Source organism: Convivina praedatoris (assembly GCF_933208495.1).
Taxonomy (GTDB): Bacteria; Bacillota; Bacilli; order Lactobacillales; family Lactobacillaceae; genus Convivina; species Convivina praedatoris.
Window position 1 is genome coordinate 63,823 of sequence record NZ_CAKOET010000003.1, and the last position, 15,078, is coordinate 78,900.

The following is a 15,078-nucleotide window of genomic DNA, read 5'->3' on the forward strand; positions in this document are numbered from 1 at the left end:
CTTTTTCATGTAAAATAGAAGCAGGATTAAACTTTAAACAGACGGAGCAAGTATGGCAGAAATTAAGATTGACCAACTCAAAGAGCGACAAAAGCGGATCCGGAATTTCTCGATTGTGGCCCACATTGATCATGGGAAATCAACTATCGCTGACCGGATTTTAGAGCAAACACATACGGTGGCTGAACGCGATATGCAACAGCAATTGCTCGATACCATGGATTTGGAACGTGAACGCGGGATTACCATTAAGCTAAATGCCGTTGAAGTTCATTACGATGCCAACGATGGGCAAACCTATATTTTTCATTTAATTGACACGCCTGGACACGTTGATTTTTCATATGAAGTTTCGCGTTCATTGGCTGCTGCGGAAGGGGCAATTTTAGTCGTTGATGCTTCTCAAGGAGTGGAAGCGCAGACATTAGCCAATGTTTACTTGGCCCTTGATAATGAACTAGAAATTTTACCAGTCATTAATAAGATTGATTTGCCGGCAGCTGATCCACAAAAAGTCCAAAAAGAAATTGAGGATGTAATTGGTATTGATGCCTCTGAAGCGGTCATGGTTTCGGCTAAGCAAGGCATCGGTATTCCTGAATTATTGGAACGTATCGTAAGTGATTTTCCTGCGCCAGAGGGTGATTTGGAAGCGCCATTGCGGGCTTTAATATTTGATTCCCAATACGATTCTTACCGTGGCGTGGTAGTAAATATCCGAGTTCGAGAAGGCGTGGTTAAACCCGGGGACCGGATTAAAATGATGAACACTGGGGCTGAATATGAGGTTACCGAAGTTGGGGTGATGTCACCGAATGCCCAAAAACGTGATTATCTAATGGCTGGCGATGTTGGCTACCTGACGGCTTCGATTAAAGATATTCATACTACCCATTCTGGTGACACAATCACTTCGGTTCAAAATCCGGCCCAAGAAGCATTACCTGGTTATCAGCCGATGACCCCGATGGTTTATTCTGGTCTTTACCCATCTGATAATGCCCGCTATGGCGATTTGCGAGAGGCTTTGGAGAAGCTACAGTTAAACGATGCGGCTTTGACCTTTGAACCGGAAACTTCCCAAGCCCTAGGATTTGGTTACCGTGTTGGTTTCTTAGGCCTCTTGCATATGGATGTCATTCAGGAGCGATTAGAACGAGAATTTGATTTAGACCTTGTTACAACCGCGCCTTCGGTTACCTATCGAGTGAAGACAGTTGATGGGGAAGTATTATCGATTGAGAATCCATCAGAATTACCAGAGTCACAACAAATTAAAGAGATTGAAGAGCCTTACATTCACGCTCAAATCATGGTACCCAACGAATATGTCGGGTCAGTCATGGAGCTTGCTCAGCGTAAACGTGGTGAATTTGATACCTTAGAATATCTTGATGAAAACCGGGTTAACGTTAAATACTACATGCCGTTATCTGAAATTATTTTTAACTTTTTTGACAAGTTGAAGTCAAATACGCGTGGATATGCTTCCCTAGATTACGATTTAGCTGGTTATCGAGCCTCTGATTTGGTTAAGATTGATATCCTTCTAAATGGTAGTAAGGTTGATGCCTTGAGTTTTATCGTTCATCGTGACTTTGCCGTTGAACGAGGACGTATCATTACGGCCAAGTTAAAGGAAATTATTCCCCGGCAAAACTTTGAAATCCCAGTTCAAGCCGCAATTGGAAACAAAATATTGGCTCGGACAAACATCAAGGCTTACCGTAAGGATGTTACCGCTAAAATTCACACTGGAGATCCAGATCGACGAGCTAAATTGTTGGATAAACAAAAGCGTGGTAAAGCTCGTATGAAAGATGTTGGTACCGTAAGTGTGCCACAGGAAGCTTTCATGGCAGTTTTGAAAACCGATGATGATGAAAAATTTGCTCGTGGAAATTAATTACTGAATTTAAAATAGTTAGAGGAGAAATAGCATGTCAATTTTGACACCATTTAAAAATTTAATGCAGCGTTTCCAACCCAAAATGATGGCGGTTGGAATCAATCACAACGCTAAGTTGTCTGAAAAAGATGCCTTTATTAGCCGTCAAATTCCCAAGCCTAAGCCAGCTGAGGGGGAACTGTTGGTTAAAATTAGTGCTAGTTCGGTTAATCCGATTGATATTAAAACGCGGGTAAATTATCACTTAGATGGTATTTTTAAAGTGTTAGGTTTGGATGCCGTCGGTGAAGTTGAAGCCATTGGTAAAAACGTTGATGATTTCGTGGTTGGTGACCAGGTCTTTTATACTGGGACGCAACCTCAGATTGGAACTAATGCTGAATATCAAGTGATTAAAGCCGCCTTGGTAGCCCATGCACCACGTGAATTATCAGCCAGTCAAGCAGCTGCCATGCCACTGACATCAATTACGGCCTATGATATTTTGCACCAAGCTTTTGGTTTGACTGTTGAACGAGACAGTGTCCAAGATAAGACATTATTGATTATTAATGGTGCGGGTGGTGTTGGATCAATTTTAATTCAATTGGCTAAATATATCGGTTTAACAGTAATCGCTACGGCTGGTAATAAAGAATCAAAGGCTTGGGAAGAAGGTTTAGGTGCCGACCATGTTTTGGATTACCATGAAGACCTGGCTGGGCAGTTAAGCAAATTGGGCTATCCTAAAGTTGATTATATTGCTAATTTACAAGATACGGATGCCTATTGGGATTTGATGGTGAATACCATTAAACCCTTTGGTCGCATTGCTGGTATCGTAACCAACACAAAGCCAGTTGATATTGGCGTTTTGAAAGAAATTGGTGCTCAATTTAGTTGGGTATTTATCTTAGCTCGAGGTAACTTTAACCATAATCTACAGGAGCAGGGTGATATTTTGACAAAAATTGCTACCTTATTGGATGAAGGTGAGTTGAGGTCAACAGCAACCAAGTTCTACCAAGGACTTAGTGTTGAGTCTTTGCAACAGGCTACTAAAATTGTTGAAGGGCATCATACCTTGGGTAAAGTTGTGATCGATTATCAAGAGGATGAACAATGACCTGGGTTGCGCTAACCTATCATGTACCGGTCGATAGTGCTGAACTAGTGACTGATGCCTTGGTTAGTAATGGTGCGACTGGTGTTGAGGTGACCGATCAAGAACAAACGGTTGATTTAACGGTTTATTTAGAAGAAAATGATGATTTTACGAAAAATTATCAAGCATTTGATCGAGCCTTAAAGCACTTACAAGCAACCGGAGTATCCTTGCCAGAAATTCTGCCTAGTCAACGACAACTAGAGCCAAGTGATTGGGAAAACAACTGGAAAGAATACTATCATGCTAGTCGGATAACCCGGCAGCTAACGGTGGTGCCGGCTTGGGAAGATTATCAACGACAACAAAGCGATGAAAAATTAATTATCATGGATCCAGAGACCGCTTTTGGTACGGGGACACACCCGACAACGTCTTTAATGTTACAAGTGATAGAAACGGTTGTCCGCGGTGGTGAAAAAGTGCTAGATGTCGGTACTGGGTCAGGGGTATTGGCAATTGCTGCTAAATTATTGGGGGTTGATTATGTCCTAGGGACTGATATTGACCAAGCGGCCGTAGGAACGGCGCAACAGAATTTAAGCCTTAATCCAGTGGCGCAAGATATTGACTTAGTAGTATCTGATTTATTAAAACAAGTACCCGATCATGATTTTGACATCATTATGGCCAATATTTTAGCTGATGTAATTGAACCACTGATTCCCCAAGCTAAGGATCATCTGGTTACTGGGGGTTATTTCTTAGTTTCTGGTATTTATGAAAACCAGGCGGCAATGATTGAAAAAAATCTCCTAAATCAGGGATTTAAGATAATTGAACGCTTAAGTCGGGGTCCATGGTACGCTTACATTACCCAAAAGGAAGGTTAGTCGTGCAACGTTATTTCTTAAATCAAACGCTAGATACTAATCAATTTGAGTTGGTAAAGGACTCTGATACCTATCAGCACTTTGGTCGAGTGTTGCGCGCTAAAGTTGGTAGTCAAGCTGAGTTTGTGGATCAACAACAGCGTTTAGTGATTGCTAAAGTTGATTCAATTGATTCTGAAAAGATGACTCTGACCATTGTTAAAGAGTTGAATCAGCAGGTTGAACTATCGGTGGCAGTAACTCTGGTGGTTTCTCCTTTAAAAAACGATCGTTCGGATTGGCTTGTACAAAAAGCGACAGAGCTAGGCGTTAGCCGAATTGTTTTTACTAGCATGGCTCGTTCAGTTGTGAATTGGGAAAAACAAGCCGCAAAAAAACAAGCCCGACTAGAAAAAATTGCGCTGGCTGCTGCCCAACAGTCTCATCGTTTAGTAGTTCCTAAAATTGACTTATTAAAACTGGAGCAGACTTTTCAAATTAAATCAGATATTGCTCTAGTTGCCTGGGAAGAATCGGCGAAAGAGGGCGAAGCTAGTCGCTTTGTGCAAGAAGTTAGTACTTTAAAATCCGGTCAGTCGCTGTGCCTGTGGTTTGGCCCCGAAGGGGGATTAAGCTCAGATGAAATTAAACAGTTGTCACAGGCGGATTATAAGCCAGTCGGTTTAGGTCCTCGGATTTTACGAGCTGAAACTGCCCCAATTTATGCCTTGTCAGGTATCAGTGTTTTGACGGAATTACAATAAGCCGGCAATTAATTTGGCATTTTAAGGAAGTAGATCTTCATGAAAAAAATTTTACGCCGTTTTGAAATACAGCAGTTATTCTTAATAATTATTTTGGCCTATGGATTACCGCAATTAGGGGATTGGCTGGGTTGGTATGGGGTAACGCCAATAGTATGGATTTTCTTTATCCTAAACGGTGGTTATGCCCTATACTTTGGATGGCAAATTCGCAAACAGGGGCTGTCTCTTTTGTGGCTACTAGTCCAACCTTTAACTTTTGCCTTACTAACTACACTGTTACTGAATTTGGTTTCAAATCAGTATGGTTATTATTTTAGTTTATTTTACTTAATTTTAAGTCTGTTTACTTTCTTGCGTGATACACGCGATGATCCCGACGAAAATTTTGTATCGGTCGAAAATGGTTTTCACGATTTAGGCAATTGATTTTATGGCGCGAGTTGACGCGCCTTTTCTGTTACACTAAAAAGAGTATTAATACGCAAGCATTCCAAGGAGGAAACACATTGATTACAGTAGCTGACATGTCCTTTAGTTTTTCAGGCCATAAGTTGTATCAAGACGTTAATTTAAAACTAACCCCAGGGCATACATATGGGATTATTGGAGCTAATGGTGCCGGTAAATCTACCTTTTTGAAATTGCTACAGGGCCAGTTAGAGCCAACATCAGGAACCATTAATATTGGCGAAGGGGAGCGAATGTCCTCCTTGCAACAGGATCACTTCGCCTTTGATGAATTCACGGTCATGGATACGGTTTTGCAAGGACATAAACGTCTTTATGAAGTGAAGAGTTCCATGGATGCCATCTACTCTAAACCTGATTTTAGTGATGAAGATGGTGTTCAAGTGGCTCACCTAAGTGCTGAATTTGAAGAATTAGATGGTTGGAACGCTGAAGCCGAAGCAGCTCAAATGTTGACCAAGTTAGGCATCAATGACCAGCAGCAACAATCACTGATGGGTGAATTGACTGAAAACGATAAGGTTAAGGTACTCTTAGCCCAAGCCTTGTTCGGTAATCCCGATATTTTGATTTTAGATGAGCCAACCAATGGATTGGATGTACAAACGATTACCTGGTTGGAGGATTTCTTAGCTGATTTCCCTAACTTGGTCATTGTGGTTTCCCACGATCGTCACTTCTTAAATGTCGTATCAACCAACATCTTGGATGTTGATTTTGGTAAAATTACGCCCTTTGTTGGTAACTATGATTTCTGGCGAGAATCATCTGAACTGGCTCAACGCTTGGCCGGTCAACAAAATGCGAAAAAAGAAGAACAAATTAAGCAATTGCAGGAATTCGTGGCCCGTTTTTCAGCTAACGCCTCTAAGTCTAAACAAGCGACCGCTCGTAAAAAGCAGTTAGATAAAATTACTCTTGATGATATTAAGCCCTCATCGCGAAAGTACCCTTACATTAATTTTGAAATTAATCGGGAATTGGGGAATGACTTAATTCGTTTGGAAGGTGTTTCCAAGACTATTGATGGTCAAAAGATTTTAGATAACATTAATTTCATTGGTCGTCCCGGGGATAAAATTGCAATTTTATCTCGTTCAGACTTAGCTAGTACCACTTTGATGAAAATCATTGCCGGTGAAATGGCACCCGATGAGGGAACTGTGACTTGGGGTGTTACGACTAGTCGATCTTACATTGCCAAGGATTTGAATGATAACTTTGACAAGCAAGACCTGGTTGTCTTGGATTGGCTGCGTGACTTTGCCGAAGAAGAGCAAAAGGACAATACATCACTGCGCGGAATGTTGGGCCAGATGTTGTTTAAGGGTGATGATGCCCTCAAAGAAATCAGTGTTCTATCTGGTGGTGAAAAGGTTCGAATTGTTTTGGCTAAAATGATGCTGCTTAAGGCTAACGTTTTGCTAATGGATGATCCAACTAACCACTTGGATTTGGAATCAATTCAATCCCTAAACGATGCTGTTAAGTCCTTTAAGGGTTCAATTATTATGACTTCTCACGATCATGAATTCCTTGAAACAACAGTCAATCATGTGGTTGAAGTTTCAGCTAAGGGCTGTGTTGATCGACTTGATACAACTTATGATGAATTTATTAACAATGAAAGTATTCAAGAAAAAGTCGCTCAACTTTATTAAGCACAAAGGAGTCTGAGATGCAGGTAGGTATTGATCAAATCGCTTTTTATACACCTGATTATGTCTTAAATTTAACTGACTTAGCTCAGGCTCGGGAAATTGATCCCGATAAATTTAAGATTGGCATTGGGCAAGACTGGCAGGCCGTGGTTCCTAACTATGAAGATGTTGTGACCATGGCGGTTAATGCCAGCCGGAAAATTATTGATGCAGATAATAGTCATCAGATTGATGAAGTGATATTTGCCACGGAATCGGGCATTGATAATTCCAAATCAGCAGCAATTTACCTAAAAAAATTGTTGGAACTACCGGATTATTTACGGACGATAGAAGTTAAACAGGCATGTTACGGTGGGACTTATGCTTTAATGAGTGCTCGAGACTATGTGATGTTGCATCCTGACCGTAAGGTGTTGGTGGTCGCTGCTGATATTGCTCGTTATGGTTTAAATACAGCCGGGGAAGTCACCCAGGGCGCCGGTGCCATTGCCATGTTGGTTAGTGCTGATCCGCAATTGGCCGTGATTAATAATGATTCGGTCTTTATGAGCCGCGAAGTGACCGATTTTTGGCGTCCCTTAGACTCGGATACGGCCTTGGTGGATGGCCATTTATCAACGGAAATTTATCTCACGATGTTTGTTGAACTATGGCAAAAGTATTGTCAAAAAAACAAGCAAACCATTGCCGATGTGTCCGCTTTTGCCTTTCATCTGCCCTATACTAAAATGGGTAAAAAGGCCTTGAATCAAATTATCGACCAAGCGTCAGTTGATCAGCAAGAATCTTTAACTAAGCGTTTGTTGGCCAGTCAACAATATAGTCGCCAGGTTGGTAATTTATACACTGGTTCGGTGTATTTGAGTCTATTATCACTTTTAGCACATGATGATAGCTTACAGGCCGGCGACCAAGTTAATTTATTTAGTTTTGGATCAGGAGCCGAAGCAGAACTATTTAGTTTGACCCTTCAGCCTGATTATCAAGATCTGATTAATGCCACCGTTCTTGATTATCAATTAGCCCAACGGCAACGTTTGAGTGTAGTTGAATATGAAAAAATGTTTAAATCGCAATTATATGATTCTCATCAAGATCAAGAAACAACGGCCCTAGATGACCGTACAATTTGCCAATTCTATGGTTGGCGAGCAGGTCAACGACTTTATCGCTAGGATGATTTTTTAGGTAGTTTGGATTTAATAAGGGAGTATGGTTATGACTAAAAACATTTATTTAGCAGGTCCTTTTTTTGACGAAGAGCAGATTAATCGGGTTAGCCGATTAGAAACGCTGTTAGCTTCACATCCACAAATTGGGGAAGTTTTTTCACCTCGTAAACATCAGCATGAAGAATATGAGATGTTTAGTCCAGCTTGGCAGACTGCAACCTACCAAGGAGATGTTCAGGCAATTGATGACGCGGATGTTGTTGTGGCAATCGTTGATTATGTGGATGACCAGGTTGATTCCGGAACGGCTTGGGAAATCGGTTATGCCCATGCAACTGGGCATCCAATTGTTTTATTTAAGGAAAAGCCTGGATCGGTGAACTTAATGTTAGGCAAATCCTTAACCGCCTTTTTGACGCAAGAAAGTCAGTTGGCAGAATATGATTTTGATCAATTACCAAGCATCCCTTATGACGGGGAAATGTTTTAAAGAACAGAGGAGTAGTGAGAATGATTAAAGCAGTAGTGACTGTAGTTGGTAAAGATAAGGCGGGGATTGTTGCTGGCGTAGCTCAGACTTTGGCCCAAGAAGGGGCTAATATTTTAGACATGGCCCAAACGATCATGGACACAACTTTTACCATGTCAATGTTAGTTGCGTTACCTCAAGCTAATGATTTTAACGCTATGCAACAGGCTTTAGAAACTACCGGTCAACAATTGGGTGTGACTATCCATGTTCAGCGGGAAGAAATTTTTGATGCAATGGCACGAGTTTAGGCGGTAACCCATGGATACAAAGCAAATACGTGAAACAATTCAAATGGTCGCCGAAGATCATTTGGATATTCGAACAGTAACAATGGGAATTTCCCTGTTAGATACTGTGGGAGCTGATGTCAACGACACGGCCGAACGGGTCTATCAAAAGATTACCAAGTATGCTCAAAACTTAGTCGCCGTTGCTCAACAAATTGAACGGGAATATGGAATCCCCATCACCAACAAGCGAATTAGTGTTACGCCGATTTCTTTGATTGCTGGTTCAGCTAATGAAGATGAAATTTTGGTTTTAGCGCACGCTTTAGATCGGGCTGCCAAAGAAGTTGGCGTAGATTTCATTGGGGGCTATTCAGCCTTAGTTCAAAAAGGTTTTTCTCATGGTGATTTGGCCTTGATTAAGTCGCTACCCCGTGCTTTAACTGAGACTGACTTGGTTATGTCTAGCGTCAACATTGGTTCATCTAAGGCCGGTATCAATTTAGATGCCGTTAAATTAATGGGTGAAACAATCAAAAACATTACTGATAAGTCCGATACAGCTAATGCCAAGATGGTGGTCTTTGCTAATGCTGTGGAAGATAATCCTTTCATGGCAGGTGCCTTCCACGGGGTCAGTGAGCCTGATGTGGTGATTAATGTCGGGGTTTCTGGACCCGGAGTGGTTAAACGAGCCTTAACCCAGGTTAAGGGTCAACCAATTGATGTGGTTACCGAGACAATCAAGCAAACCGCCTTTAAGATTACCCGTGTTGGTCAGTTTGTGGGAAGTTTAGCAGCGCAACGTTTACAGGTACCCTTTGGAATTGTTGATTTGAGTTTGGCACCAACCCCAGCCCGTGGTGATTCTGTGGCTGAAATTTTGGAAGAAATCGGGTTAGAACAAGTCGGCACCCATGGAACAACCGCCACTTTGATGCTGTTAAATGATGCGGTTAAGAAGGGCGGTGTCATGGCTTCTCAACAAGTTGGTGGACTTTCCGGTGCCTTTATCCCAGTCTCTGAAGATGCGGGGATGATTGATGCTGCCGTAGCAGGAACGCTTTCTCTGGCCAAATTAGAAGCAATGACGTCAGTTTGTTCGGTTGGATTAGATATGATTGCCGTACCTGGTGATACGCCCGCTACGACGATTAGTGCCATTATTGCTGATGAAGCGGCGATTGGGGTGCAAAACAATAAAACAACTGCTGTCCGCTTGCTACCAACTAATGGCACTAAGGTAGGTGACATGGTTGATTACGGTGGTTTATTAGGAATAGCGCCGGTTATGCCAGTGATTGAAAAGTCGAGTGCCGATTTTATCAATCGTGGTGGTCATATTCCAGCACCAATTCATTCATTCAAAAATTAAATACAAAAAAACGGCTAACTTTAGCCGTTTTTTTGTGAATCATTTTGTTGATTTATTTTTTGTGGAATAAGCGTAGCGATCATTGCGAACGTAAACACGCTTATTTTTGTCCAATTGTAGAGGATAGTGTTTTGGCACAAAGGCTTCGCCACGCTTGGCAGCGACACGAGCATCACGAGTGTTTAAGACGTTATCACGAAAATGATTTAAAGATCCAGCAAACTTACTTTGAATGTCAAGAATAAAATGACGTAAAGTATCGGCTGTTGATGAAACTGGTAAGTTCATAATTGACCTCCTTGGGTTACTTCTTCCATTAACTATAGCGGTTTAAAGCACAGAAAGGCGGTTCTTTTACAAATCATAAGGAACTTTACTAGTTCTTAACATTTACGGTGCCAAAAAGTTATAATAAAAGACATGTCACGAGATTTAGAAAAATTATATGTAGAATATTTAACCGCTGAACGGCAATATTCACCTCAAACAGTCAAGGCCTATCTGACTGATATTGGTCATTTTAAGGATTATTTGAATCAGAATGGTGGTTTTACTAGTTTTGAATCGATTCAAAATCTAGACGTACGGATTTATTTAGCTAGCCTATATGAAGCCCAGCAGGCTCGAACTACAATTGCCCGAAAGGTCAGTAGTCTAAGAACTTTTTATCAGTTTTTATTAAATCGCCAATACGTGACCGATAATCCCTTTAGTCAGGTGGCCTTAAAAAAACACCAAGATCACTTACCGGAATTTTTCTATGAAAGTGAATTAGATGAACTCTTTGCAGTAGCCTATAATCCTGAGCAACATCCCCTTTGGCAACGTGATGCTGCTTTATTAGAATTTTTTTATGCGACTGGAGCCCGAGTAGCAGAAGTTGCTCAGCTAGAAATTAATCAAATTGATTTTAGTCAGCGTCTAGTCTTACTTCATGGAAAGGGGCAACGTGATCGTTATGTACCATTTGGTCATTTTGCCCAACAGGCCCTGCAACAATATTTAAATCAGTTACGACCAAAATTATTACAGGGGCAAGAACATAATTATGTCTTTGTTAATCAACGAGGCAAACCTTTAACTACCGCCGGAATTAGTTATATTTTGCAACAGTTAATGAACAGAACCAGTTTGACTGGAAAAATTCACCCCCACATGCTCCGTCATAGTTTTGCCACGCATTTACTCAATAATGGAGCTGATATGCGGACTGTACAAGAATTACTAGGACATGTCAATTTATCGACAACGCAGATTTATACCCACGTTTCCCGTGCTAGTTTGCAAGATAATTACCGCAATTTCTTTCCTAGGGCAAAACGATAAATTTTTGCAATTGTTTTCAAACGGTAACAATAGTAAAATTAAAACATGATTATTTTAGAGAATAATAACTTACAAGTAAAAATAAACGAAGAGGGAGCCGAATTAACGAGTGTCTGGAATAAAGTGGCTCAATTAGAATATATTTGGGTTGGGGATCCTAAATATTGGGGCCGGCATGCACCAAACTTATTTCCAATTGTGGGTCGTTTACGAGGTGACCAGTTTGTAGTTGACGGCGAAACTTATTACATGAACCAACATGGTTTTGCCCGTAACATGCATTTTGATGTCGTTGAACAAAGTGAGCAAGAAGTTGTTTTGCGTTTAAGTGATAATGAATCGACTTTGCGGATTTATCCCTTTAAATTTCGATTTGACGTGCGGTTTATTTTGACGAATCAGGATGAAGTAAAAATTGATTACATTGTTCATAATCCTGATGAAAAAGAAACGCTTTTCTTTAGCGTTGGGGGGCATCCAGCCTTTAATTTACCGCTTGATGGTGGCAAATTTTCAGATTACTATTTGTCAATTGAACCCGAAATTGTCTACGACCGGGTTCGGTTGGTAGGACCATATTCCAATCCTAATTTGCCAACGCCATTTAATGCTAACATTCCTTTGCGTTTACGCCAGGAAGATTATCATGATGATGCTATTGTTTTAAAACTTGATCGTCAGCGAACCAGTTTCTTGTTAGCTCGTTTGGCTAACCAGCACGGCATGAAGATGACTGTTGAAAATGCTCAATTCCTAGGAATTTGGACACCAGCTGGTAAGGAGGCGCCTTTCATTGCCATTGAGCCATGGTGGGGTATTGCTGATACGGTTGATGCGACTGGAAATTTCAAAGAGAAATTTGGTGTCAATGTTTTAGCCGCCGGTGATACCTTCGAAGGTTCTTACAGCATGACTTTCTTCTAAGAGAACTTAAAAAGGACTTGAATTTATATTCAAGTCCTTTTTTGTATGCTTATTGTTGCTGGGCCTTAATGGCTGCAATTTTATCAGCAATCCGTTGACCATAATCGGCATCAACTTGCGTAAACAAATTAATTTGGCGCTCTTGGGTTGCAAGGTCATCAATGTAACCTAAGGAATCAGCAATTCCTTGCGTTAGAATCTCTTTTTGATCCTCAGTCATCAAATTGTACAAGGCTGCTGGTTGGGAGAAGTAATCTTGGTCGTAAGCTGGATAATTGCCAGTTTTACCAGATATTTCATCCCCAGCAATGTCGCCACGATGATCTTCGACAGGACCCCCTTTGGTGTTTGGCTCATAAACAACAGAGTCGGCACCATTGTCATTGGTAGTCATGTAGCCATCACGCTCGTAAGTGTCAACTTTGACACCTGCTTTAGGGCGGTTAACCGGAATGTCTTGATAGTTGGCTCCGAGACGATAGCGCTGAGTATCATTATAAGAGAATAAACGACCTTGGAGTAACTTATCTAATGAAGGTTCGATACCAGGCACTAGATTAGCAGGGGACATGGCTGCTTGTTCAACATTTCGGAAAAAGTTACCAGGATTGTGATCAAGAATAAACTGTCCAATTTCAATCAAAGGATAATCGTGTTGAGATACAACCTTGGTTACATCAAAGATGTCATATTTATAATTCAAACCTTCTTCATAAGGGATGATTTGAACTTTAACAGTCCAAGATGGATAGTCCCCATTTTCAATGGCATCAAACATTTGGTGACGGTGCCAGTCAGTATCTTTGGACATCATGGCTGTGGCATCTTCAGGGGATAGGTTTTTAATGCCATGGTTAGATTTGAAGTGGTATTTAACCCAGAACTGTTCCCCTTGTGCGTTAACCCATTTGAAGGTGTGGGAACCGTAACCGTGCATGTAACCATAACCGTAAGGGAAACCACGGTCGGAGAAAAGAGTTGTTAATTGGTGCAAACTTTCAGGTGAGTTAGACCAAAAATCCCATTGCATGTTGTCGTCACGTAAACCAGTTTGTGGTTCACGCTTTTGGGAATGAATAAAGTCCGGGAACTTGAGTGGGTCATTAATAAAGAAGACCGGCGTATTGTTACCAACAATGTCGTAGTTTCCTTCGTCAGTATAGAAACGAACGGCAAAACCGTGAACATCACGGGCCGTATCGGGATAACCTTTTTCACCAGCTACTGAGGAAAAACGGGCAAAGGTGTCAGTAACCTTACCTTCTCCATTTAAGAAGTCAGCCTTGGTGTATGCTGACATATCTTTAGTTAGGGTAAAATGCCCCATGGCACCTGAACCCTTAGCATGGACAACTCGTTCTGGAATACGCTCACGATCAAAGTGGGCTAATTTTTCAATTAATTGGTAGTCCTGTAAAAGCAGTGGGCCACGTTCACCAGCTGATAAGCTGTGCTGGTTGTTAGCAAAGGGCTGACCACTGCGAGTTGTTATTTTTCTATCGGGCATATAAAACTCCTTTTGGTATAGTTGTGAATGTCTATAATTTATCACTTGATAAATTAATTAGCAAGTCTTTTCTAAAATATTTACTAATTAATTCTAAGGATATCCTTGACAATTCATGAAATTTAAATTAATGTATACTCATAAATAAATTTAAGGAAACTTTTATGACCACTATGACCTCACAACACAATAGTTATTTTTACTTCTGGTTTATGTAGCGCCGTCGCTCAATGCGTCGGTAACACGATGCACTGAGCGACCAGAAGTTTTGAGGTTTGGTCACTGGGTGTTAGCAAACAATGCTTAGTGACTTTTTATTTTTTCCGCCAGACCGGCGGGGGTGAGAATCGTGCTAGGGATTGTGCTAGCATGGTTCTTTTTTCGTTAGGAGGTAGTTAGCGTGACAATTAGAGATGAAGGGGGGCTTGGCGGATGTTGTATGGTTTATTAGCCCATCCAGCGGGACATTCTAAATCCCCTAAAATGCAAAATGCCATGATGCAAGTTAGCGGATTACATGCTCACTATGAAGCTTTTGATGTAGATCCTAATCAGTTGGGGGTTGTAATAGCTGGTTTAAAAGCTTTGGGAGCTGGTGGTTTTAATGTTTCAACACCCTTTAAAGCCGCTGTGATTCCTTATTTGGACCAAGTATCTCCACTGGCTCAGCGCTTACAGGCAGTCAATACGGTAAAAATTGAAGCGGGGCGTTTGATTGGTACCAGTACAGACGGGGATGGCTTTTGGCAAAGTTTACCCCGAGGACAAGCAAAGCAGCGAGTAGTAATTTTAGGAACTGGTGGAGCTGCTCGTGCAGTAATTGCCAGTGCTAGGGATTATGGGGTTAATAACTTAACTGTTTTTAACCGTCGGCACGCGGATTGGCTGCAACGACAAAAGGCCTTGATCAAATTAAATCAGCAGGCCCAATTAATCGATATTGCTGATGAAAACTTATTGCAAGAGGCCCTGTCTCAAGCTGACTTGTTGATTAATGCTACCACGGTTGGCATGGATGGTAATGACTGTTTATTAACTGATACCATGCTAAATTATTTACCAGACTCAGCCTATGTTGTTGATATGATTTATCGTAATGCTCATACTAAGTTGTTACAACTAGCCCAAGCGCGCGGATTAAAGACACAAAATGGTTTGCCGATGTTGGTGGGTCAGGGGGCTTTGAGTTTTGAATATTGGTTTAATTGTCCGGCTGACCGGAAATTGATGAAAAAAGAAATTGAGGAATAA

15 protein-coding genes are annotated in these 15,078 nt (G+C 41.2%); 13 read left to right on the plus strand and 2 right to left on the minus strand.

The window, feature by feature from the left end; genetic code table 11:
- Positions 1 to 52 precede the first annotated feature (52 nt).
- The 10 genes from lepA to M4974_RS03600 all read left to right on the plus strand — a co-directional run bounded on the left by lepA (position 53) and on the right by M4974_RS03600 (position 10,070).
- Positions 53 to 1,906, plus strand: a complete 1,854-nt coding sequence (lepA, locus tag M4974_RS03555; protein ID WP_248715756.1) for a translation elongation factor 4 — start codon at positions 53 to 55, stop codon at positions 1,904 to 1,906.
- Between the two features lie 34 nt (positions 1,907 to 1,940).
- Complete coding sequence (locus M4974_RS03560) at positions 1,941 to 3,014, plus strand: zinc-binding alcohol dehydrogenase family protein (protein ID WP_248706242.1); 1,074 nt, start codon at positions 1,941 to 1,943, stop codon at positions 3,012 to 3,014.
- Positions 3,011 to 3,886, plus strand: a complete 876-nt coding sequence (prmA, locus tag M4974_RS03565) for a 50S ribosomal protein L11 methyltransferase (protein ID WP_248706241.1) — start codon at positions 3,011 to 3,013, stop codon at positions 3,884 to 3,886. The genes M4974_RS03560 and prmA overlap by 4 nt, the downstream gene beginning before the upstream one ends.
- 2 nt (positions 3,887 to 3,888) lie before the next feature.
- On the plus strand, positions 3,889 to 4,629 hold the full coding sequence (locus M4974_RS03570) for an RsmE family RNA methyltransferase (RefSeq protein WP_248706240.1): 741 nt from the start codon (positions 3,889 to 3,891) through the stop codon (positions 4,627 to 4,629).
- Between the two features lie 39 nt (positions 4,630 to 4,668).
- On the plus strand, positions 4,669 to 5,058 hold the full coding sequence (locus M4974_RS03575; protein ID WP_248706239.1) for a hypothetical protein: 390 nt from the start codon (positions 4,669 to 4,671) through the stop codon (positions 5,056 to 5,058).
- Between the two features lie 80 nt (positions 5,059 to 5,138).
- Positions 5,139 to 6,761: an ABC-F family ATP-binding cassette domain-containing protein gene (locus tag M4974_RS03580; protein WP_248706238.1), complete on the plus strand. Its 1,623-nt coding sequence runs from the start codon at positions 5,139 to 5,141 to the stop codon at positions 6,759 to 6,761.
- Between the two features lie 17 nt (positions 6,762 to 6,778).
- Complete coding sequence (locus tag M4974_RS03585; RefSeq protein ID WP_248706237.1) at positions 6,779 to 7,939, plus strand: hydroxymethylglutaryl-CoA synthase; 1,161 nt, start codon at positions 6,779 to 6,781, stop codon at positions 7,937 to 7,939.
- 43 nt (positions 7,940 to 7,982) lie between these two features.
- Positions 7,983 to 8,426: a nucleoside 2-deoxyribosyltransferase gene (locus M4974_RS03590; protein WP_248706236.1), complete on the plus strand. Its 444-nt coding sequence runs from the start codon at positions 7,983 to 7,985 to the stop codon at positions 8,424 to 8,426.
- A 20-nt stretch (positions 8,427 to 8,446) separates the two neighbouring features.
- A complete protein-coding gene (locus tag M4974_RS03595; protein WP_089937322.1) occupies positions 8,447 to 8,716 on the plus strand; it encodes an ACT domain-containing protein in 270 nt (89 codons plus the stop codon).
- A gap of 10 nt (positions 8,717 to 8,726) precedes the next feature.
- Positions 8,727 to 10,070: a PFL family protein gene (locus tag M4974_RS03600; protein ID WP_248706235.1), complete on the plus strand. Its 1,344-nt coding sequence runs from the start codon at positions 8,727 to 8,729 to the stop codon at positions 10,068 to 10,070.
- Positions 10,071 to 10,109: 39 nt separating this feature from the next.
- On the opposite strand, the gene M4974_RS03605 is transcribed toward M4974_RS03600, so the two are convergent.
- Entirely contained in the window at positions 10,110 to 10,358 is a 249-nt protein-coding gene (locus M4974_RS03605) for a hypothetical protein (protein ID WP_248706234.1), read from the minus strand.
- 132 nt (positions 10,359 to 10,490) lie between these two features.
- Between M4974_RS03605 and xerC the strand changes: the two genes are divergently transcribed.
- Together xerC and M4974_RS03615 are read left to right on the plus strand one after the other, a co-directional pair.
- Complete coding sequence (gene xerC, locus M4974_RS03610) at positions 10,491 to 11,396, plus strand: tyrosine recombinase XerC (RefSeq protein ID WP_248715757.1); 906 nt, start codon at positions 10,491 to 10,493, stop codon at positions 11,394 to 11,396.
- 45 nt (positions 11,397 to 11,441) lie between these two features.
- The gene (locus M4974_RS03615; RefSeq protein ID WP_248715758.1) at positions 11,442 to 12,320 is read left to right on the plus strand and encodes an aldose 1-epimerase family protein; all 879 of its coding nucleotides are present in this window, start codon (positions 11,442 to 11,444) and stop codon (positions 12,318 to 12,320) included.
- Positions 12,321 to 12,369: 49 nt separating this feature from the next.
- Here the strand turns inward: M4974_RS03615 and M4974_RS03620 are convergent, their stop codons facing one another.
- Positions 12,370 to 13,827: a catalase gene (locus M4974_RS03620; RefSeq protein WP_248715759.1), complete on the minus strand. Its 1,458-nt coding sequence runs from the start codon at positions 13,825 to 13,827 to the stop codon at positions 12,370 to 12,372.
- A 432-nt stretch (positions 13,828 to 14,259) separates the two neighbouring features.
- Between M4974_RS03620 and aroE the strand changes: the two genes are divergently transcribed.
- Entirely contained in the window at positions 14,260 to 15,078 is an 819-nt protein-coding gene (gene aroE / locus M4974_RS03625) for a shikimate dehydrogenase (RefSeq protein WP_248706230.1), read from the plus strand.